This window comes from Chondromyces crocatus, assembly GCF_001189295.1.
GTDB lineage: Bacteria > Myxococcota_A > Polyangia > Polyangiales > Polyangiaceae > Chondromyces > Chondromyces crocatus.
Genome location: NZ_CP012159.1, coordinates 52,202 through 72,602 on the forward strand (window position 1 = coordinate 52,202; position 20,401 = coordinate 72,602).

Below are 20,401 nucleotides of genomic sequence, written 5' to 3' on the forward strand. Positions count from 1 at the left end.
GCGGCTGCTCTCGACATGGGCGACGCACTTCCTGTGATTTTTTCTCGGGCCGCACGCAAGTTGTTGAAACCCTCGAGGTCCGGCGGGAACGCGGTCACGCGACCGGACGAAGCGCCCGCCTGTCGGGATGCGCCAGCCTGCCGCGCAGTGCAACCCTGCATGTCGAAGCACGACCGAGGAGGCAGAAGGAACCATGCGGAAGATCGTGATGTTCAACCGGGTGACGGCGGACGGGTACGTCGCAGGGGCCGACGGGGGGCTGGACTGGGTGGTGCCCGATGAGGCGATCGATCGGGCGGGCGTGGAGAGCATGCCAGCGTCCGACACGATCCTGTTCGGGCGGCGGACGTACGAGATGTTCGAGAGCTTCTGGCCCAACGCCCTCGGGGATGCCGCAACGGCGCCTGATCCTCACGCCGAGGGGCGACGCACCGAGGGGCTGCACGCCATGGCGGTGTGGATTCAAGAGGCGACCAAGATCGTCTTTTCGCGTACCCGGAAGGAGGTGACGTGGAAGAACTCGCAGCTCCTTCACGAGTTCGATCCAGAGGCCATCGCGGCGCTGAAGCAGCAGCCAGGCAAGGACATGATGGTCTTCGGGAGCGGCGCGATCGCGTCGCAGCTTCTCGAGCACGGGCTGGTCGACGAGGTTCACTTCGTCGTCGGTCCGATGCTGCTCGGGAGCGGTCGCAGCTTGCTCGGTGGGGTGACGAGACGCACGCCGTTGAAGCTGCTGGAGGCGAAGCCTTACCCGTCAGGGAACGTGGTGCTGCGGTACGCTTGCTCGGGGTAGCGTCGGGTTTTTCGAGGGCGCAGCAGGGATTTCACGGGCTGCGCAGCAAGGGGAGCGCTCGTCACGCCAGGTCGGCGGGCGGAGCGTCCAGGATCTGCCGCACCTCGATGCCGAGGTCGAGGGGAGCGCCGCCGAGTCCAGGCGCGGCGGAGGCCTCCGCGGCGATGGCGCAGGCGCGCTCGGGGCTTTCGACGTTCACGATCCAGTAGCCCGCGAGGAACTCCTTCGTCTCGGGGAAGACGCCGTCCGTGATGGGCTCGCCGTCCTTGCGGGCGCGCACGAGCTTGGCTTGATCCGATCCGGCCAGGCCTTCGGCCACCACGAGCTCTCCTGCGGCCCGCAGCTTCTGCGCGAGGCGCGTCATGTGGGCCATGTGCGCCTCGACGTCTTGCCGAGGCCAGCTCGCGATTTGTTGAGGCCAGCTCAGGCGATGGTCGGGGCCGCCGTTCGGGATGTTCATCATCAGGAGGTATTTCATGGTCGTCTCCTTGGTCCTTCTGCGAGGAGCGCGCCGCGATGGCGTGCGCTTTCACCCCGTGGTCGGAGCCTGGGGGCTGTTCTCGACAGCGGCGATGCGCTTTGTTTGTTTTTCTTTTTCGGTCGCGCGCAAGTGCTCGAAAGGATTGCGGACAGGTCGCACGCGCCGGGCTCGTCCAGGGATCGGCGGACCGCCAGCACGCGGCCCCGAAGGGTCGAGCGCCAGGGTGGATCGAGCCGCGGAGGAGCGGCAGCGCGCTCAGGGCACGGGAGTCGACGAGGCGGGGGCGGTGGCTTCCTGTGCTTCGCGCGCGAACTGGAGGCGGTAGAGCCGGCTGTAGATGCCGCCGAGGGCGAGCAGCTCGTCGTGGGTGCCCTGCTCGACGACGCAGCCTTTGTGGAAGACGACGATGCGGTCGGCGGCGCGGATGGTCGAGAGGCGGTGGGCGATCATCAGGGCGGTGCGGCCGACCATGGCGCCTTCCAGGGCGCGCTGGAGCTTCGCCTCGGTGTCGCTGTCGATGTTCGCGGTGGCCTCGTCGAGGATGAAGATGGGCGGATCGCGGTAGAGGGCGCGCGCGAAGGCGATGAGCTGGCGCTCGCCGGCGCTGAAGTTGTGGCCGCGTTCGAGGACCTGCGCGTCGAGGCCTCCCTCACGGCGCTCGAACAGGTCCAGGGCGCCGATGCGCTGGAGCGCCTGGATGGCGCGGGCGCGATCCGGGTCGGCATCGCCGGCGGCGATGTTGCTGAGCACCGTGCCAGGGAAGAGGAAGACGTCCTGGGGGACGACCGCGAACTTCTTCCGCAGCTCGTCGCGCGGGTAGCTCCGGACGTCGCGCCCGAAGACACGCACGCTGCCGCTCTGGACTTCGTAGAGGCGGAGCAGGAGGGAGGCGACGGTGCTCTTGCCCGCGCCCGTCGCGCCGACGAGGGCGACCTTGTCACCCGGGCGCGCGGCGATGGAGACGTCGTGCAGGACGTCGAGGCCGGGCTTGTACGAGAAGGTCACGCCGTCGAACTGGAAGGCGAGGCTCGCGTCGCCCGCCGTGGCGTCGGCAGGAGGCTGCGCCGATGTGGCGGGTGGCGCGGCGGCGTCTTCGTCCTGGTTGTCGAGCAGCTCGAAGACGCGCTCGGCGCCGGCCATGGCCGACTGGAGCAGGGTGTACCGGGACGACAGGTCGCGGATCGGGACGAAGAACATCTCGATGTACGCGACGAAGGCGAACAGGGTGCCGAAGGAGACGTCCTTGAGGCTCTCGACGCCGGCGTAGCGGCCGGCATACCAGAGGGCCATGGCGACACAGACGCTGGAGACCATCTCGATCGCGGCGTCGAGCGTGGCGTCGTAGACGATGGAGCGGTTGTTCGCGCCGCGGTAGGCGCGGTTGATCTCGTCGAACTCGGCGTCGGAGCGGTCCTCGCGGGCGTAGGCCTGGACGACGGCCATGCCCGAGACCTGCTCGTTCAGGTAGGAGTTCATCCGCGAGGTCTTGGAGCGGACCTCTCGGAAGGCGTCGCGGATCCGCCGGCGCGTCCAGTTCACGCCGACGGCGACGGGGATCACGGCCGCGAAGGTGAGCAGCGACATGTGCCACTCGAGCGAGACCATGATCGCGATGATGACGACCAGGCGGATGAGGTCGCCGAAGGCGTTCAGCGCGTTGGAGGCGAAGATCTCGTTGATGGCGTCGACGTCGTTCGTCACCCGCGTGACCAGGCGGCCGACGGGGGTGCGATCGAAGAAGGCGAGGCGGCGCGTGTGGAGGAAGGAGAAGATGTGCGCGCGCAGGTCGGCCATGGCGCGCGCGCCCGCGAGCTGCATCGAGTAGAGCTGCGGGAAGGAGAGGAACTGCTCGGTGAGCAGCACGCCCGTGAGCATCCACCCGGCCCGGGTGAGGTGGGCGAGGCCGTCCGGTGTATCGATGGCGTCGAGCGCGCCGCGCATGATGAGGGGGCGGAGCATCGCCAGGAGCGCGGTGACGATGAGCAGCCCGAGCGAGAAGAGCAGGTAGCCCGCGTGGGGCTTGATGAAGGGCCAGAGGCGCAGGAGGTTGCGCGCGTCGTAGGCCTCGCCGAGCTTGGACTCTTCGTGGAAGCGGCTCAACGCCTCCTCGGTGCGGCTCGCGCGTGAGGACCTGCTCTGGGCCGCCGCGGTGGTCGCTGGTGTGCGCGGGCGCTGGGGCTCGGGGCTCACGCCGGTCACGCCATTTCCTGTGGTCACGGGACCTCCGTGGACGCGTCGGGTCCGCGCGAGGAGGAGGGGGGGGCGAGCGCCGCGAGGTCCTCCTCGATGCGCTGCTCCTCGGCGAAGGAGGCGTAGAGGCCGCCAGTGCGAGTCAGTTCGTCGTGCGTTCCGGTCTCCAGCACGTGGCCGTTGTCGAGGACGACGATCTGGTCACACCGGCGCGCGGCCGCGACGCGGTGGGTGATGAGGACGACGGTGCGGCGCGCAGCCTGGCGATCGATGGCGGCGAGGATGGCGGCCTCGGTCTTGGCGTCGACCGCGGAGAGCGGGTCGTCGAGGACGAGGATCGGTGGCTCGCGCACGAGGGCGCGGGCGAGGGCGAGGCGCTGACGCTGGCCGCCGGAGAGCTGTACGCCGCGCTCGCCGACGACGGTGTCGAACTGATCCGGCAAGGAGAGCACCTCGGAGAGGACCTGCGCTTCCTCGGCAGCGTGCTCGATGCGCTCGTGGGCCTCGGGGGCGTCGGGGTCGTCGAGGGCGTAGCCGATGTTCCTGGCGGCGGTGGTGGAGAAGAGGAAGGCGTCCTGCTGGGCGTAGCCGATGCTCTCGCGCACCGTTTCGAGGGGCAGTTCGCAGATGTCGGTGCCGTCGAGGAAGACGGCGCCCTTCGGCGTCGGCATCAGGCGAGCGAGCAAGGTGGCGATGGTGCTCTTGCCGGAGCCGGTGCGGCCGACGAGGGCGAGCGAGGAGCCCGCGGGCACCTCGAAGCTCACGCCGTCGACGACCTTGCGCTCACCGTACGCGAAGGAGAGGTCTTTCACGGAGAGGGCGCCGCGCACACGCTCGGGCGGCGGGAGCGGGCCTCCCACGACGTCGGGTACGGCCTCGTAGATCACCTTGAGGCGCGCGTAGCCGGCGCGGCCACGCTGCACGATGCTGGCGACGAAGCCGATGGCGAGCATCGGCCAGGTCAGGCGGAGGAGGGCGAGCCAGAAGGAGACGAAGTCGCCCTTGCTCATCTCCCCGGTGAGGACGAGCTTTCCGCCGTACCAGAACACGACGAGGATGCCGATGGAGATGGTCGCGCCCGCCATGGGGCCCATGAAGCCGCGCAGGCGGGCGAGGCTCAGGCCCTTCTCCAGGTAGTTCCTGTTGGATTCGTCGAAGGAGTGAAGCTCGGCCTTCTCGAGGGCGAAGGAGCGGACGACGCGCACGCCGGCAAGGCTGGCGAGGACGCGGTCGCTCATGCTGCCGAGGGCCTCCTGGTTCTCGCGGAGGCGGCTGAACATGTGCGTGGAGAACCAGCGGGTGATCAGCATGAGCGCCGGCATGCTGACCAGGGCGGCCGCGGTGAGCTTCACCGAGACGTCGAGCATGACGTAGAGGGCGCTGGCGAGGGCGAAGAGGGAGCCGACGACGTTGAGGACGCCGAAGCCGAGCAGGAGGCGGACCTGGCCGAGGTCGTTGGTCGCGCGGCTCATGATCTCGCCGGTGGGCATGCGGCGGAAGAAGGCCGGTCCGAGCTGGTGGAGGCGGTGAAGGAGGACGGCGCGCAGCTCGTACTCGACGTTGCGACCGCCGGTGAACATGGTGATGCGCGAGAGGACGCGGACGATGGCGGCGCTCACGCTGACGGCGAGCATCAGGAGCGCGGCCGTGGCCGCCACGTCGGGCAGCTTCTGCGCCGCCGCGTCGACGGCGTCCCGCACGAGGAAGTCGCGCTTGGCCATGAGAAACTGCTGGATGGCCAGGAGGACTGCACCGCTCAGGTAGAGGTGCAGGTTGCGGCGAAACTGGGCGGAGAGAGAGGTGGGGTAGTCCCCGGGATCGCGGTCTGCCGTCATGAGGGGTAGAGGGGGCCTCTACCGGGGCTTGCGAGAGGCCGGGAGGGGCGGGTGGCGGTGGGAGGTGCCCAGCACGGGGCGCTCCTGGGTTTCGTTGACGGGTTCGAGATCAGCGAGCTCCATGCGGGTGGAGAGGAGGCCGAGGAGGACACGCGCTCCCCCGCGACCATCGAGTTCGCCGATGACGCCGAGCTTGCCCTCGAAGGGGCCCCGAAGCACGCGGACATTCGCGCCTTTGTCGAGCGGGCCGCCGGTCGAGCCGCCGCTCGCCGCACTCGTCTGCGGCTGAGGGCGTGTCTCCTGCGGCTCCTTCGGTCTGTCCGGTTGCAGCGGTGCGCGTTCCGGGCGCGGCCCTGCGGGAGGGGTCGCCTTGCCCCCCTGGGGGGAGCTGGCTCCCTGGCGCGAAGCGGGGCGGTTGAGCTGAGGGCCGTCCTGGGGACGACGCGCAGGCTGCGGTCGCGGCGCGCCCGGTTTGTCGGCCGAGGCGGAAGGACGCGGTCCGATCGAGCGGAACAGGTTCTCCAGCGTGGGGCGTCGCGCAGGGAGCGACTCGTCGAGACGCGTCTTGGCTTGCTCCATCGAGCGCTCGCGGGCAGCCGTCTGCTCGGCACGCCAGCGCTCGTTCTCGGCCTCGAGCTCGGCGTGGGCGCGGGCGCGCTCCTGCTCGACGCCCTCGATCCGGCGGTCGAGGGCGAGGTGGTCGTTCTCGCGCGACCAGGCGATCAGGCGGTAGATCGGCGCGAGCGCGGTGAGGGCGTCTTCCAGCTGGCCGTCGAGGATGTCGGTGTGCTCGACCGCCGCCTCACGAGGCACGGTCCAGCCGAGCCAGAGCGGCTCTTGGCCGTCCGTCGCGCGCCGCAAGAGGGGCACGAGCGCCTCTTCGGTGAGGGCGCTGCAGGCCACGCGCTCGTCCCTGGCGCTGCCTGCGCCGACACGAAACTGATCCGGCAGCGCGCGCAGAGCGGTCGCCAGATCGGCGGGCAGGGTCGAGTCCGCCTCGTCGAGGCGCGCGCGGAGGTTCTCCAGGTCGACCTTGGCCTCGGGGTGCACGGAGAGGCCGATCTCGATGTCGTGGGCCGTGATGCGCAGCGCGAGAAAGACGTGCTGCCGTACAGCGCCGAACTCGTCGAACTCCGCGGCGATGGTTCTCCCTCGGGAGAGGAGCCGGTCCAGATCTTCTCTGGCCTTCTCGTCACGCCAGAAGAAGACCCACTGGCCGTCGACGCGGTAGCGGTTCCGGATCGAGGGGTGCTCGTCGGAGCCCTGGACGTCGACGGAGAAGCCCTGCTCGGCGAGCCGCGCCACGACACCACGCGCCCAGGTGAGGGCGCGCTGTTTGATGTCCATGCGAGGACGTGAGTAGGCCTTCGAGGTGGCTTTCGTCGGCGAGTAGGCGTCGAAGTCGCCGTCAGTGAGTCGCAGATTGGAAGAGCTCATGGCAGGGGCCCGCGTGACAGGGACGCGCGGCGCCAAGGTCTCCCACGGTTGGCCGAAGCATGGAAGCGCCCCGAATCGCCGGGGTGCCCCCTTGTCCCGTGAGGCTGTGGAGCCCCGTCACACCGACCGCGGGAAGGGCGCGGATGGTAGCTCGTGCCCTCGCGAAATCAAAGCCCGGTGGCTGCCTGTCCGACTCTTGACCCCCGGAGTGAGCATGTCACCGTAGCCGCCGTTCGATGTCCGGCTTCGCTGATCGTCAGCAGCGAGCATCCCACGGGGCGACGTGATGGAGGCCCCGTTCCCCTTGTCCACACGCCGAGAAGTCATGGCAGAGCACGAAGCGGCAGAGCACGAAGCGGCAGAGCACGTAGACGCGCCCGATCCGACGGCGCCTCTGGCACGCGAAGAGCAGGCAGCGCAGACAGAGCACGCAGGAGAAGCGATCGCGAGCGATCATGAGCCGCCGAGAGCCAGCCTGGGGGAAGGAGAGGTCGGCGAGGTCGAGGAAAACGAGGAAGAAGAGAACCGGGGCAATGTGCGCCGCTCTCCCGGCAAGGCAGATCAAGGGTTGCCCGACGGCGCCGAGCCCCACCAGTTCCGTGCGCCACGCACCACGGGGAATCCCAACGAGTACCGGAGCCCGATGGTGGCGGAGCGCTCCTCCGAGTCGGACGAGTACAGGAGCCCGATGGCGGTGGGACGGGGGGGTGCCCCTGACGGACGCCGGGGCCCGACGAGCAATTCCGCTGGCCATCGGGGCCCGATGGCGACGGGTCGAGGCGGTGCTCGGGGCGGTGCTCGCGGTGAGTACAGGAGCCCCATGGGCACCGGCCGCGGTGCGGGTCGAGGTGAATACCGGAGCCCGATGGTCGCAGGGCGACGCGGCGGGAGCGAGTACCGGAGCCCGATGATGACGGGCCGCTCGGGTGGAGACGCGGAGTACAGGAGCCCCATGGTGGGAGGTGAGCCTGCCCCGACGCCGCAAGTGCAACGCGGCGGGCGCGGTGGGCCTCCGGATCAAGGAGGGGCGCCGCGCGGACCGCAGCCCGTCAAGGGGAAGGGAAAGCGCGGCGGCGGTCAGGGCGCGGCGCGAGAGCGGGCGATGTTCCCGATCACCTGCGCGGGCTGTCAGAAGGCGGCAGAGGTGCCGTTCAAGCCGACGGAGGGACGCGAGGTGCTCTGTCAGGAGTGCTTCCGGGCACGCAAGCAGGAAGGTCAGGGGAGCTGACGGGCGCGCGAACTCGAGACCTGGGCCGATGACCTGAGGCGCGGCAGGCCTCGAAGGCCCAGGGTCAGAGGACGATCTCGCAGGCGAGGTCCGAGGTGAAGCCGATCTCGCCCGCCGTGATCGTGACCCGCACGCCACCGCCAGCGGCCTTGCGCGTCGTCTCCTCGACCATCCCCACGAGCCACAGCCTGAGGGCGAGCGAGGCGGGATCGAAATCACCAATGTGCAAAGACACCCTGCCCGTGGGTCCCGTGGCCACACGCCAGGAGCCGAAGGTGAAGAGGCGGGACCAGGTGTTGATGCCTCGCCGGATGATTCCCGTCACGTCGTTGGAGGGACGTGAGATGAGGGGGCGGACCAGGCTGTGGAGCTCGCCCATCACCGCGGTCCTGCCGAGATCGCGCCATCGCTCGAGGTCGCGCAGGACGAGCGAGGTCGCGAGCTCCATGTACACGTCGAGGGCTTCGAGGTCGTAGGGGACCATCGCGTTGATGGAGTCCTGCCGGAAGTCCTCGGCGTACTGACCCGGCATCTGGGTGACCACCTCGTCGCGGGCGCCCTTGCCGTACTCCTCGACGATGGACCGATCGACGCTGCGCAGCACCGGGCCGCGGACCTGATACTGGTTGCGGAACCTCGCCGGGAACGGCCGCACCGGCGTGGTGTTCGGGCGGCGCGTCGCGGCCTTGATGCGTGGGCTGATGTCGGCGCTGCGCATGGTCGGCTCTGCGACGCGAAGCCCGAGGTCGGCGCTGCGCATGGTGGGGAGCGGATCGACGCGCGGGATCTGTACCGCCGCCGCTTCGTTGCGCGCACGCAAGGCGTCCGAGAGGGAGGCCCCCGGGGCGGCACGCACGGGCTCGGGGGCGCGCGGTGGCACGGAGTCGCTCTGGCGGGGGCTGGTGGAGAGCACGGCCGCCGGTGGCACCCGCACCATCTGCGGGATGTCCAGGGGGAAGCCATGCCGCAGGCGATCACGGGAAGAGGAGAGCCGGTCCGGCTCGGGCGCGTTGACGGCGCCCGGGCTCGCGTTCGTGCCCTGGCTCAGCGCCATGCGCCGCTGAACGTTGATGATGCGCCCGAGCGCAGCGGCGCGTCGGCCCGCCTCCGGAATGGCACGCTCCAGCTCACGGACGACGTCGGAGGCGAGCTGGAAGCGCTTCCCTGGTTCCTTGTTGAGGAGCTTGTGGATGATTGCTTCGAGCTTGGCGTCGACGGTCACGCCCGCCGCCGCCAGCCTGGGGACCTCCGCGTTCACCACGCGGTAGGCGGTGGCCACGGCTGTCGGGGCACGGAAAGGACGGTTGCCCGTGAGCACCTCGTACATGAGGACGCCGAGCGAGAAGAGATCGCTGCGCCCGTCGATGGGCTGGTCGCCCATGGCCTGCTCGGGCGACAGGTAGTCCGGTGTCCCGAAGACGACGCCCGTGCGCGTGAGCGAGGGGCCCTCGGCGTCGAGCATCTTGGCGATGCCGAAGTCGAGCAGGCGCACCACGGCTTGATTTCGACCAGGGTCGAAGGCGATGAAGATGTTCTCGGGCTTGAGATCGCGGTGCACGATCCCGGCGCGGTGGGCCGCGTCGAGCGCTTCGAGCACCGGGATGGCCACACCGACGGCGGCGTCGACCTCGAGCCGCCCGAAGCGCGCGAGCGCCATGCCGAGCGACTCGCCGTCGAGGTGCTCCATGACGATGTAAGGCCCCTGGTCACCCACGCCCGCATCGATCACATCGACGATGTTCGGGTGGCGGATCCGGTTGACCGCCTGGGCCTCCTGAAAGAAGCGGGTCGAGAGCTCGCGGTTGTCGGCGAGTTCGGGGTGCAGGAACTTGATGGCGACGCTCCGACCTGCGAGCACATGCTCGGCGCGGAAGACGTCGCCCATGCCGCCACCGCCGATGCGCTCCGCCAGGCGATACTTGCCGTCCACGAGCAGACCGGGGGTCGGGGGTCGGTACGCCATCTGCTAACAGCGGGGACGAGAGCCGCATTCATGGTCCCGGGTACCCGTGCCAATGTAAAGTCCCGCCATCACCAGGGTCCTCGGTCCACCGCGGGAGAGGTTACCTCTCCGGAGAGCCGGCCACGAGGAAAGACGGCGGTGGCGCGCAGAAGCCGCTACCGCCCGGCGCGCATCGCGCTGGGGAAGAGGGCTCAACGGCACCGTCCGTGGGCAGGATCACGGTCCAGAAGGCTGTGGGGTGGCTCCGAACGCTGATCACCGTGGGCCAGCGCTCAGGCGGCGCGGAGGGCGACCAGCTGGAGGGCGATCTCCACGAACCCTCGCCCCATGGGAGAAGATGCAACGAACCGGGGGGGGACCGACATCCGCCCCAGATGCTCTCTCACGTTCGCGACCCCGAAGGTCGTCGTGAACGCTGCGAACGCCACGCCATCGTTTCCGCTGTCACCGACGAAGGCGTACCGCCGCAGGGCGCCGGTGGGGTCTTCCGCGAAGTGGCGAGAGAGAAGGCGGAGCACGCCCGTCGCTTTGTCCTCGACCTCGCGCGTGAGGTGGAGGTGGACGCTCGACACGAGGGTCCGGACGCCCTGCTCGTGCGCGATGGCACGCATGCGCTCCACGTCGGCTGACGGGACCTGGCGGTGTTCGCCGATGTCCAAGGTGACGTCCGTCACGCGGGCGCCATTGTCGTCGGCGAGGGCTGTTGCGGGAAAATCACGCACGAGGGCCTCCGCAAGGTCGAGCAGGGCAGCTCGCCGATCGCGTCGCGCGGCTGGATCGAGCGGATCGGCCATGCCGATCCGGGTGCCGGTGCCCTTCGTCGAAGTCGACGAAGAAGGAGAAGGAGCGGTCCGAGGAGGGGGTGGGAGCGGCTCCGGGATCAGCGCCAGGGCCCCGTTCTCGACCACGGTGGCGTCGAGGGGCCACTGACGCTGGATGACCTGTCCCCAGCCTGCAGGTCTGCCCGTGCACGCGATGAGCCGGAGCCCGGACGCACGGAGTCGGAAGAGTGCGCTGTAGGTGGCCTCCGCCAGGGCGCCGTGATCGAGGACCGTGTCATCCAGGTCGAAGACGATGCCGGCGAGGGCTCGCGCCGTCTCGACCGGGATGTCGGCGAGAGGTCTCACAAGGTCTCGATCCGCGCGATGAGGCTCTTCAGGTAGAGGCCCTCGGGGAAGGCGGCTGGGACGGGGTGATCGGCTCCCTGGTAGTGGCGATCGAACACGGTGGCCTGCATGCGGGCGTCCCGAGCGCCCAGGGCGAGCGCGCGGGTCAGATCGTCGAGGCCGACGGCCCCCGAGCAGGAGCACATGATGAGCACGCCCCCAGGCCGGGTGGCGCGGCAGGCGGCCGCCGCAAGCGCTCGGTACGCGGGGAGGGCGCCCTCCTTCATGGCGCGGGTGGCCGCCAGCTTCGGCGGATCGCAGATGACGAGGTCGAAGGGCTCCTTGGAAGCGCGCGCCACAGCCTTGCGCGCGTCGTCGCGCGTGAACGAGATGCGCTCGAACAGGCCGTTTTCTCGCGCGCACTCGGCAGCGATCTCCAGGGCGACCGCGCTCTCGTCGATGGCGACGACCTCGCGCGCCCCGCCCCGCGCCGCCGCCATCGCGAAGGTCCCGACGAAGGAGTAGAGGTCGAGGACGCGGGCGCCATGGGCCAGCTGCTCGACACGCGCCCGGAGGGGGCGCTGGTCGAGATAGAATCCGGTCTTCTGACCGAGGGAGAAGGGGATGGTGTACCGAAGGCCGCGCTCGGTGAAGCGGAGCCGATCCACGGTCGGGTCGCCACGCACCACGCCGCTCCCGGGGGTGAAGCCTTCCATCCGCGCCGCCGCGGACGGGGTGCGATCGAGGATCGCCTTGGGAGCGAGGGTGGCCTGAAGCGCGTCGAAGATGACGCCCTCCCGCCGTTTGGCGCCGATGGTGCCGAGCTGCACCGCTGCCACATCCCCGAAGATGTCCACGATGACGCCCGGCAGATGATCTCCTTCGGCGTGAACCAGGCGATATGCGTCGGTCTCATGGCCCTGAGCTCGGCTCGGGAGGCCCAGATCACGTCGATGAGCGACCGCCTGCTCGATGCGGCGTCGGAAGAGTGCAGCATCCACGGGCGCGTCCGACCGGGTGTACAGGCGGACCGGAATGGCCGAGCCCGGGGTGTAGAGCCCGCGCCCCAGCACATTTCCCTGGGGGTCCACGACGGTTACCTCGTCGCCCGCAATCGCGCCTCCTTCGATGCGAGCGATGGCTTGCGCGAAAATCCAGGGGTGGCCTGACCAGACGGGTCGCACATGGCCGGGTTTCAGGGTGACGGTGGGCATGATGGTCTCTCGTTCGTTCCGCGCTCCGGGAGCTGCGGGGTGGTCTTCGGAGGGGGTCCAAGGGGGTCGCCCGACAGGAGCACGTGATTCAGTCCCCTCTGAAGTCCACTGTCGGGGGTTCTCCGGACAGTCCGGGGCCGCTCCATGTCGCCTGCCCCATCGTGACTTTGGCAGCAGACCTAGTACTCTTGGGTTCGCTCTGCGTGTGAACCTTCCGCCACAGCGCCCCGTGGCGCGCGATGCACGCCCTCGGACAAGACAGCCAGAGACTCACGATTCCGGCTCCGAGGCGCGTGGCATCACGGTTGCTAGCCATTCGGCACCGAACAGGAGTCGCCCGATGCGCCGATGCTTGATCCATGCACTTCCCGCGGTGGCGCTGCTCACCTCCGTGCCCGCGCTCGCACAGGACCAGGACTGCCCTCAAGGGGCGTGGTTCTGCGAACAGGTCCCCGAGGAGGATCTTCCGGAGGCCGACGCTGTGCCCCCGGAAGAGGAGCCGGAAGCAGCTCCACCCCCCCAGCGGCGTGAACACCACGAGCGGCGCGAGCGGCGGGGGCCCAGGCCGCGAGCGGCACGACCCGCCGCACCTCCCCCCGTGGTCGTCTACCAACCTCCGAGCGATGGCCAAACGCCCCAGGTGGTCATTGTCACCCCGGGTGGACAGCCGCCTCCTCAGGTGGTGGTGCGCACGGTGCCAGGGGTCCCCCCCGCACCTCCACCCCCTCCCCCGCGTCGGAAGTGGCGCTCGGAGTGGGGTTTCAACTTGCGCCTTCAAGGGGCGAGCTTCGGCAGCACCCGGGGAGCCGCGGAAGATGCAGCGATGGGTGGCGCCGGCCTCAGCTTGCGGTACCGACCCGTCCCGGCGTTCGCGATCGACCTCGGCGTCGATGTGCTCGGCGGCATCGACTACCACGGCTTCAAGCGTGCCGAGATCCCCATCTCGCTGAGCGGCATGGTGTTCGTGAACCCGCGCAGCCGGGTACAGTTTTACTTCATGGGCGGGATGCACGCTTCGTACGCCCAGGTGGAACGAACCGCCATCATCACGTCGGACACGCCCGGCGTCCCCTCGACGGTCTCCACGTTCACGCAGGAGTACGATTACTTCGGTGGCCATGGAGGCATCGGCCTCGAGTTCCGTGTCTCCCGGCACGTCGCCTTGAACATCGATGGGCTCGGGTTCATCCGCAGCCGCACCGACGATCAAGCGGCCTCCAACCCGGAATTTTACGATCCTGCGACGGGTCGCACCACGAACACCTCCGGCGGTGGTCTCTTCCGCGGTGGTATCTCGTTCTACTGGTAGAGCCGGGCGTCGGGTCAGGCGCCCTCATTCCGGGCCCTGACCTTCGAACGCAGCGAAGGTCTCTCGTCTGCTCGTCATGACGGAACGCCGTCCGCAAGCGCACCGACGCGCTTCTCGCCTGGCGAGCTGAGAGACCTGGAGCGCGTCTGTCACGGGAGACTCCGGAGCCGACGCGGTGTGTTCCTTCCAGCCGTCACACCCACGAACCATCCGCCCAGGCCTCCGAACCTTCGGGTACCTGGCGGACGGCGCGTTGATCACGGAGCGTCGAAGGGGGCGCTCCGTCAGCCTCGATTACTCTTTGAGGGCCTTCACGGGCGTGACGCGAACCTTGCGGCTCGCCGGCTTGCCCTTGATGGTCATCGGCTGCTTGGTGAAGGGGTTCACGCCCTCCCGATCCTGCGTCGCAGGGACTTCCTTTGCCTTGAACTTGGCGATCCCCGGAACGGTGATCTCACCAGGCCCCTCGGCGCCTAGCTGCTTCTTTACCAGCTCAGCGAGGGCATCGATGACACCGCTCACGGACTTCTTGTCGAGGCCGGTGGACTCGGCGAGAGTGACGATCAGCTGCGCCTTGGTCAACTTGTTCCCGGGCATGTCTTCTCCTGGTTGGAGGGGCGGTTTGGGGGAAGCGGGCCGCGCTCGGTTCATGCTCGCGCCGGCCCAGAGCTTGAAAGGGCGGACCGTTTAACAAGCAGGGTTTCTCATCGCAAGGGAAACCGCCCCGCCTTCCATCAGCGACCCCAGCGAAATCGTGCCTATCCGCCGCGTCGTCCGCGACGCACTGTGAGAGGCCCGGCTCGGGTCGCCTTTCGGCGCTGAGCGGCAGCAACCTCCAGCTCGACGGTAAGGGCAGTCATCTCGCGCTCTTGCTCGTCGGTCTGGTGGTCGTAGCCGAGGAGGTGGAGGAGGCCGTGCCCAAGGAGCATGGTCATCTCGTCGAGCAGCGGTCGTCGCCGCTGCCCCGCCTGCCGGCGTGCGGTGTCCACGGACACGATGACGTCGCCGAGAAGCCGGCGACCTCCCGTGGCCGCGCTGACTTTCTCGTCGAGCGGGAACGCCAGGACGTCGGTCGGCTTGTCCTTGTGGCGGTAATCTCTGTTCAGCGTGTGAATGGTGGCATCATCCACGAGCGCGATCGACAGCTCCACTCCCTGCAGCGCGAGATGAGAGATCATCTTCTCCGCACGACGACGCAGGGTGGCCGCGGAAGGCCCCTCGAACGGACCTCCTTGCGTCGTCACGCTGACCACAGACGGAGTCGGGCGTCTGGCCACGATCCTAGGAGCGCGCGGAGCCGGTGGGGATCTTCTTCGCGTCAGCCAGGAACTGCTCGAGCCCACTCTCCGTCAGAGGGTGCTTGAGCAGCTGCTTGATGACCTTGAGCGGCAGCGTCGACACATGAGCCCCGAGCATCGCCGCCTGAACGAAGTGCAAGGGGTGCCGGATGCTCGCGGCCAGCACCTGCGTCTCGAAGCCGTAGGTCCGATAGATCTGTACGATCTGGCCGACCAGCTCGATGCCGTCCCCCGAGATGTCGTCGACCCGCCCCACGAACGGCGAGATGTACGACGCTCCTGCCTTCGCCGCGAGCAGGGCTTGGGAGGGGGAGAAGCAGAGGGTCACGTTGGTACGGATCCCCTCGTTCGTGAAGACGCGCACGGCCTTGAGGCCTTCTTCGATGAGGGGGACCTTGACCACCACGTTCTTGTGAATCGCAGCGAGTTCGCGCCCCTCTCGGAGGATCTCGTCGGCCTTCACCCCGATCACCTCCGCCGAGATCGGTCCGTCGACGACCTCAGCGATCTCCGTGATCGCATCGCGGGTCGACTTGCCCGCTTTCGCGAGCAGCGAGGGGTTGGTGGTGACGCCATCGATGAGGCCCATCGACTGCGCTTCCTTGATCTCCGCCAGGTCTCCCGAATCGATGAAAATCTTCATGTTCGCCTCTCGCTGCGTTACGCCGTCGCCTCGTCCTCTGCGCCGTGGCAGCGAGAGAACGGCTTTCCACTGCCGCAGGGGCAGTCCATCTCTGCCGTCACGGCAGGCAGCTCAGGCTCGGGAGGCGGTTGCTGCTGCGCACCGATGGGCATGTGCTCTTCGTGCTTCGCCACGGCGCCCCGCATCTCCTCCTCGTGCCACGCCGCCTCTTCGGCTTCGATGCGGCGCTCCTCTTCCTCGGCTCGCCGTACGCTCACCGCAAAGAGCTTGGTGATGACGTTCGAGGACACACGGGCCACCATGTTGACGAAGAGGTTGTAGCCCTCCTTCTTGTACTCCTGCTTCGGATCCTTCTGTCCGTAGCCCCGGAGGCCGATCCCGTCACGCAGGTGGTCCATGTCGGTGAGGTGATCGACCCACGACTTGTCGAGCTCCTCCAGGTACAGGTGGCGGAAGATCCGGAGCGATAGCTCCACCCCGATCTCCTTCTCGCGCTTCTCGTAGAGCTGCTCCGCGCGCTCGTAGAGGGTCCGCGCCAGCGCCTCGGGGTCGCCGGTGTCTGCGATCTCGTCCGGCAGCTCGACGCCGAAATGCTCACGGAATCCCTGAAAGATCCCACCCCAGTCCCAATCCTCCGGCGGCTTGCGTGGCGGACAGGAGTCCTCCACCATCGCACCAAGGATCCGATCGATGAGATCGAGCAACCGCTCCCGCTGCTCGGTGAGCGACAAGGGGACGCGCTCCGCGCACTCGTCGTAGATGCCGAGCACGTCGTCCTCGCGATCCTCGATGTCGAGCTTCACGCCCCAGCGGGTGTACAGCTCGCGCTGGAGGTTCTCGAGCTCGACGAAGCGCTCCACCTTCGCGAAGTCCTCGCGCGTGATCTCGCGACGATTTCCCTCCTTGTCCACCGGCATGACGGGATCGTTGGCGAACATCCCGAGGAGGTAACCGACGTCGGGACGGATCAGCTCGACGACGGACGCCATCGACTTGATCTTCCGCTTCTCGCCCGTCGGCTTGCCTTCCTCGTCGACGATCTCGGGCTCGTAGCGCCCCTGGAGCAGCGACTGACGCATCTCGTAGATGGTCTTGCGCTGCGCATTCATGACGTTGTCGTACTCGAGGAGATTTTTGCGGATGTCGAAGTTCCGCTCCTCGACCTTCTTCTGCGCGTTCTCGACGCTCTTCGTCACCCAGGGATGCTCGATGGGCTCGTCATCCGGCATCCCCATGCGCTCCATCAGGTTCTTCACCCGGTCGCCGGCGAAGATGCGCATGAGGTCGTCCTCGAGCGAGAGGTAGAAGCGGGACATGCCGGGGTCGCCCTGACGTCCAGCGCGACCGCGAAGCTGGTTGTCGATGCGGCGAGACTCGTGCCGCTCGGTCCCCAGGATGAAGAGGCCTCCGATCTCACGGACCTCGTCGCCCTCCTTCTTGCACGACGCGGTGAGCTCCTCGATCAGCTTCTCGAACTCCTCGGGCTCGGCCTCGGGCAGGCGGTTCTGCTCCTTGAACTTGAGCTTGGCGAGCATCTCCGGGTTGCCACCGAGCACGATGTCCGTGCCGCGACCAGCCATGTTGGTCGAGACGGTGATCGCCCCTTTCCGCCCCGCCTGGGCGACCACGTAAGCCTCATTTTCGTGGTGCTTGGCGTTCAGCACGTGGTGCTTCACGCCCTTCTTGGTGAGGATTCGGCTGATGGCGCCGCTCTTCTCGACGCTGGTCGTCCCCACCAGGATGGGCTGCCCCGCCTCGTGCCGCTCCAGGATCTCCTTGATGACCGCGGTGAATTTCTCGCGCTCGGTCTTGTAGACCACGTCCTCGTGATCGACCCGGAGGATGGGTTTGTTGGTGGGGATGATCGTGACGTCGAGTTTGTACGTGCTGTGGAACTCGGAGGCCTCCGTATCGGCCGTACCCGTCATACCGGACAGCTTCTTGTAGATCCTGAAGAGGTTCTGGAAGGTGATCGTCGCCAGCGTCCGGCTCTCCTCCTGGATGCGGACGTTCTCCTTCGCTTCCACGGCTTGATGCAGGCCGTCCGACCATCGACGCCCGGCCAGCACGCGGCCGGTGAACTCGTCGATGATCATCACCTTTCCTTCCCGCACCATGTACTGGACGTCGCGCTTGTACAGGGTGTGGGCGCGCAGGCACTGGTTCAGGATGTGCAAGGTCTCGAGGTTCACGGGGTCGTAGAGGTTCGACCCCTTCAGCACGCTCATCGCCGTCAACAGCCGCTCGGCCGTCTCCACGCCTTCGTCGGTCAAGGTGACCGAGTGGGCCTTCTCATCGAGGTTGAAGTGCTCCTCGTTTCGAAGCTGGGGGAGAATCTCGTTGATCAGCTTGTACTTGTCGCTGGAGCGCTCCCCCTGCCCGCTGATGATCAGCGGGGTCCGCGCCTCGTCGATGAGGATCGAGTCCACCTCGTCCACGATGGCGTAATGAAGAGGCCTCTGCGCATACTCGAGCGCTGAGAACTTCATGTTGTCGCGCAGGTAGTCGAAGCCGAACTCGTTGTTCTGACCGTAGGTGATGTCGGCCTGGTAGGCGCTGCGCTTCTCCGCCTCGCCCTGCTGGTTGACCACCACGCCCACTTCCAGGCCGAGGAAGTTGTAGATCTTGCCCATCCACTCCGCGTCGCGGCGTGCCAGGTAGTCGTTCACCGTGACGATGTGGACGCCCTTGCCCTCCAGCGCGTTGAGGTAGGCCGGCAAGGTCGCGACGAGGGTCTTGCCCTCTCCCGTCCGCATCTCGGCGATGGACCCGCTGTGGAGCACCATGCCGCCGATGAGCTGCACGTCGTAGTGGCGCATCTTCAGCACGCGCCTCGACGCCTCACGACATACCGCGAAAGCAGGGATCAGGAGGTCGTCGAGCGCGGCCCCATTGCCCAGCTTCTCCTTGAACTCCGCCGTCTTCGCGCGCAGTCGATCATCCGAGAGCTGCTTCAGCTCGGATTCCAGCCGGTTGACGGCCTCGACCTTCGGTCGCATCCGGCGGATGGTCCGCTCGTGAGAGGTGCCGAAGATGCGCTTCATCGCCCAGGTCAACATGTCCGTCGTGCCTTGCGCCCATCGCGGGGACCGCGGGGCTCTTTGGATAGAGAGGGGTCTAGGGAGAGCGCGAAGCTACCCGCGGACAGAGCATCGGGCAATGGCCCGCCCTGCTTCGCCCTGAAACCAGCAAGGCCGCCAGGGTGTTCCTCCGCCAGGGAGCGTCCGTCGAGATGAGGGGTGCACGAGGGGGGAGTTGAACCCCCATGCCTTGCGGCGCCGGAACCTAAACCCGGTGCGTATGCCAGTTCCGCCACTCGTGCGCGCGGGACGCTTGTGGCATCCCCGCACGACGCCAGCAAGAGAAAGTCGCTCGTGACGTCTGTCTCGAGCGCGACCGCCAGGTCCGGTCCCTCTGGAGCATTCTGCCCTCATTCACCTCGTGCCATCGCCGAGATTCGCCGGCGCCGGGCTCGCCCTGGGCACGTCGCGCCCTGCATCCCCTGCCCACCCCGTCATCGAACGCCAAACCACAGCGCGCGAGCCATTGCGATCCTGCCAACAGCCATGACTGGCTTCCCTTCGCTTCCTGCGCACGATCAGCGCACCAGCAGGTGGCCGCCGCGCTCAGCAGGGCCTCGAGAGGGCGGCATGCTCGTTGCCGAATGCTGCTGCACAGACGGGGGGACGCGCGGACGAGCCGCGCAGAACTCCGGAGCCCCAGCATCGCGGGGCGAGAACCCGAGAGCCCAGGCTGGGGAGGGACGGCACCGAACGCCGAGGCGGAAACCACCGCAAGCCCCTCCGAGGAGCACCGATCATGACGACCCAGACGCCCACCATCCTTCTCGTCGATCAGGATGAGATCCTTCGCAAGACCATGGAACTCATGCTCTCCAACCGAGGAGCAGGCGTGAGCGGCGCAGCGACGCTCGACGAAGCAATCGCCCTCACCCACCACGTCTCCTACGACATCATTCTGATCGACAGGTCCGCCACCATGCCGGAAGCCCCTGAACTCCTGGAGCGCCTCCGCCAAAGCGGCCTCGCGTCAGCGCGGGTGGTGCTCTGTACTGACGCTCCCTTCGACGCTGAAGAGGCAGGCGAGCAGCTGGAGGTGCTGGTCAAGCCCTACCCGTTCGATCGTCTCATCGAGATCGTTTTTGGTCGCCCCACACGTCGAGGCGAGGCTCGTCTGGCTGGACACGCCGTGCTCCATGGGCCGCGGCGCCCTTCCAGGGCGTCCAGCGCTGGCACCACACGGCTCCGACTCACCGGCTCCGCTCCCTCGCGACACGACCGCCGCGTCGCCCTGCCGCCCTGTCCGCGTGCATCGACCCGCAACGCCGGACGGCAGACCACCGCTCGGGTTCTCAGGTCACCGACCCCGACCCCGGTCGGGCGCGGGCGTCGGCGCCCTGGGTGAGGAACTGCCAACCTCTCGAGGCAACGCGGTCCCGATCACCCGCGTCTCGGCGCTCAGGCGCCCAGAGAAGCAATGCCACGCTTCCAGAACAGCACCAGCGCTCCCGTCACCCTGGAGCGAGTGCTGACGGGAGCGAGCGGCGCCATCTCCGAGACCAGGGACTGGCGCCGCCGACAGCGGGTGACACTTCGGCTCGGCCTGCCCAACGCCCTCCTCACTCGGCCCGCCGTTCGGCTCACCTCGCCCTGAACGTCCCGACCCGCCCCCTCTGGGCGCTGCCCCAGATGGGCAGGTGCCTATTTTTTACTTACGACGGACCAAGGAGCACCGCGGCCGTCATCCAGGTCACCCCGGGCCTGGATCATTGGTTTTCGCCCGCTCCATTCCTCTTCGTCCGGCATCTAGTGACTTGCAGGCCGACATGGACTCCCAGGTCGAGTCCATGAGGCGGCCGAGTTTCCAGGATGCCAGCGAACAAG

Annotated in this window: 15 protein-coding genes, 1 tRNA gene and 1 pseudogene; 4 read left to right on the top strand and 13 right to left on the bottom strand. The window is 68.0% G+C overall.

The window, feature by feature from the left end; translation table 11 throughout:
- The first annotated feature begins 193 nt into the window (after positions 1 to 193).
- A complete protein-coding gene (locus CMC5_RS00130) occupies positions 194 to 793 on the top strand; it encodes a dihydrofolate reductase family protein (protein WP_169796412.1) in 600 nt (199 codons plus the stop codon).
- Positions 794 to 854: 61 nt separating this feature from the next.
- Here the strand turns inward: CMC5_RS00130 and CMC5_RS00135 are convergent, their stop codons facing one another.
- The 4 genes from CMC5_RS00135 to CMC5_RS00150 form a co-directional block, all read right to left on the bottom strand.
- A complete protein-coding gene (locus tag CMC5_RS00135) occupies positions 855 to 1,271 on the bottom strand; it encodes a YciI family protein (RefSeq protein WP_050428510.1) in 417 nt (138 codons plus the stop codon).
- 258 nt (positions 1,272 to 1,529) lie between these two features.
- Positions 1,530 to 3,491 carry an ABC transporter ATP-binding protein gene (locus CMC5_RS00140; protein WP_245678188.1) on the bottom strand — a complete coding sequence of 654 codons (1,962 nt, stop codon included), beginning with the start codon at positions 3,489 to 3,491 and terminating at the stop codon, positions 1,530 to 1,532.
- Positions 3,488 to 5,299, bottom strand: a complete 1,812-nt coding sequence (locus CMC5_RS00145; RefSeq protein ID WP_050428511.1) for an ABC transporter ATP-binding protein — start codon at positions 5,297 to 5,299, stop codon at positions 3,488 to 3,490. The genes CMC5_RS00140 and CMC5_RS00145 overlap by 4 nt, the downstream gene beginning before the upstream one ends.
- 18 nt (positions 5,300 to 5,317) lie before the next feature.
- Positions 5,318 to 6,736 (bottom strand): KOW motif-containing protein, encoded by a 1,419-nt coding sequence (locus tag CMC5_RS00150; RefSeq protein ID WP_050428512.1) that lies wholly within the window; start codon positions 6,734 to 6,736, stop codon positions 5,318 to 5,320.
- Between the two features lie 325 nt (positions 6,737 to 7,061).
- On the opposite strand from CMC5_RS00150, the gene CMC5_RS00155 reads away from it, so the two are divergent.
- Positions 7,062 to 7,964, top strand: a complete 903-nt coding sequence (locus CMC5_RS00155) for a CxxC-x17-CxxC domain-containing protein (protein ID WP_050428513.1) — start codon at positions 7,062 to 7,064, stop codon at positions 7,962 to 7,964.
- Positions 7,965 to 8,028: 64 nt separating this feature from the next.
- Here CMC5_RS00155 and CMC5_RS00160 read toward each other — a convergent pair whose 3' ends face one another.
- The 3 genes from CMC5_RS00160 to CMC5_RS00170 form a co-directional block, all read right to left on the bottom strand.
- Positions 8,029 to 9,927, bottom strand: a complete 1,899-nt coding sequence (locus tag CMC5_RS00160; protein WP_050428514.1) for a serine/threonine-protein kinase — start codon at positions 9,925 to 9,927, stop codon at positions 8,029 to 8,031.
- A 272-nt stretch (positions 9,928 to 10,199) separates the two neighbouring features.
- The gene (locus CMC5_RS00165; protein WP_050428515.1) at positions 10,200 to 11,054 is read right to left on the bottom strand and encodes an HAD family hydrolase; all 855 of its coding nucleotides are present in this window, start codon (positions 11,052 to 11,054) and stop codon (positions 10,200 to 10,202) included.
- The gene (locus CMC5_RS00170; RefSeq protein WP_050428516.1) at positions 11,051 to 12,247 is read right to left on the bottom strand and encodes a class I SAM-dependent rRNA methyltransferase; all 1,197 of its coding nucleotides are present in this window, start codon (positions 12,245 to 12,247) and stop codon (positions 11,051 to 11,053) included. Before CMC5_RS00170 ends, CMC5_RS00165 begins: the two co-directional genes overlap by 4 nt.
- 340 nt (positions 12,248 to 12,587) lie before the next feature.
- Here CMC5_RS00170 and CMC5_RS00175 point away from each other — a divergent pair, with 340 nt between their 5' ends.
- Positions 12,588 to 13,556, top strand: coding sequence for a hypothetical protein (locus CMC5_RS00175; protein ID WP_156337977.1), 969 nt, complete (start codon positions 12,588 to 12,590; stop codon positions 13,554 to 13,556).
- A 294-nt stretch (positions 13,557 to 13,850) separates the two neighbouring features.
- Here CMC5_RS00175 and CMC5_RS00180 read toward each other — a convergent pair whose 3' ends face one another.
- The 6 genes and pseudogenes from CMC5_RS00180 to CMC5_RS00200 all read right to left on the bottom strand — a co-directional run bounded on the left by CMC5_RS00180 (position 13,851) and on the right by CMC5_RS00200 (position 18,819).
- Positions 13,851 to 14,153, bottom strand: a complete 303-nt coding sequence (locus CMC5_RS00180; protein WP_050428518.1) for an HU family DNA-binding protein — start codon at positions 14,151 to 14,153, stop codon at positions 13,851 to 13,853.
- 161 nt (positions 14,154 to 14,314) lie between these two features.
- Positions 14,315 to 14,800, bottom strand: a complete 486-nt coding sequence (gene ybeY, locus CMC5_RS00185; protein ID WP_245678190.1) for an rRNA maturation RNase YbeY — start codon at positions 14,798 to 14,800, stop codon at positions 14,315 to 14,317.
- Positions 14,801 to 14,837: 37 nt separating this feature from the next.
- Positions 14,838 to 15,497, bottom strand: a complete 660-nt coding sequence (gene fsa / locus CMC5_RS00190) for a fructose-6-phosphate aldolase (RefSeq protein ID WP_050428519.1) — start codon at positions 15,495 to 15,497, stop codon at positions 14,838 to 14,840.
- Between the two features lie 17 nt (positions 15,498 to 15,514).
- The gene (locus tag CMC5_RS48870) at positions 15,515 to 16,486 is read right to left on the bottom strand and encodes an SEC-C metal-binding domain-containing protein (RefSeq protein ID WP_342673976.1); all 972 of its coding nucleotides are present in this window, start codon (positions 16,484 to 16,486) and stop codon (positions 15,515 to 15,517) included.
- Between the two features lie 39 nt (positions 16,487 to 16,525).
- Positions 16,526 to 18,556: pseudogene (secA, locus tag CMC5_RS00195) on the bottom strand (preprotein translocase subunit SecA); the annotation flags it as partial.
- Between the two features lie 181 nt (positions 18,557 to 18,737).
- Positions 18,738 to 18,819: transfer RNA gene (locus tag CMC5_RS00200), tRNA-Leu, on the bottom strand.
- 497 nt (positions 18,820 to 19,316) lie between these two features.
- Here CMC5_RS00200 and CMC5_RS00205 point away from each other — a divergent pair.
- Entirely contained in the window at positions 19,317 to 19,922 is a 606-nt protein-coding gene (locus CMC5_RS00205) for a response regulator (RefSeq protein WP_050428521.1), read from the top strand.
- Positions 19,923 to 20,401: the final 479 nt, after the last annotated feature.

Coding starts and splice junctions, on each gene's coding strand:
- CMC5_RS00180 (WP_050428518.1), bottom strand. CDS start 14,153: ATGCCCGGGAACAAGTTGACCAAGGCGCAGCTGATCGTCACTCTCGCC.
- CMC5_RS00205 (WP_050428521.1), top strand. CDS start 19,317: ATGACGACCCAGACGCCCACCATCCTTCTCGTCGATCAGGATGAGATC.
- CMC5_RS48870 (WP_342673976.1), bottom strand. CDS start 16,486: ATGGCGTCCGTCGTCGAGCTGATCCGTCCCGACGTCGGTTACCTCCTC.
- CMC5_RS00160 (WP_050428514.1), bottom strand. CDS start 9,927: ATGGCGTACCGACCCCCGACCCCCGGTCTGCTCGTGGACGGCAAGTAT.
- CMC5_RS00145 (WP_050428511.1), bottom strand. CDS start 5,299: ATGACGGCAGACCGCGATCCCGGGGACTACCCCACCTCTCTCTCCGCC.
- CMC5_RS00175 (WP_156337977.1), top strand. CDS start 12,588: ATGCGCCGATGCTTGATCCATGCACTTCCCGCGGTGGCGCTGCTCACC.
- CMC5_RS00135 (WP_050428510.1), bottom strand. CDS start 1,271: ATGAAATACCTCCTGATGATGAACATCCCGAACGGCGGCCCCGACCAT.
- CMC5_RS00130 (WP_169796412.1), top strand. CDS start 194: ATGCGGAAGATCGTGATGTTCAACCGGGTGACGGCGGACGGGTACGTC.
- CMC5_RS00150 (WP_050428512.1), bottom strand. CDS start 6,736: ATGAGCTCTTCCAATCTGCGACTCACTGACGGCGACTTCGACGCCTAC.
- CMC5_RS00155 (WP_050428513.1), top strand. CDS start 7,062: ATGGCAGAGCACGAAGCGGCAGAGCACGAAGCGGCAGAGCACGTAGAC.
- CMC5_RS00170 (WP_050428516.1), bottom strand. CDS start 12,247: ATGCCCACCGTCACCCTGAAACCCGGCCATGTGCGACCCGTCTGGTCA.
- fsa (WP_050428519.1), bottom strand. CDS start 15,497: ATGAAGATTTTCATCGATTCGGGAGACCTGGCGGAGATCAAGGAAGCG.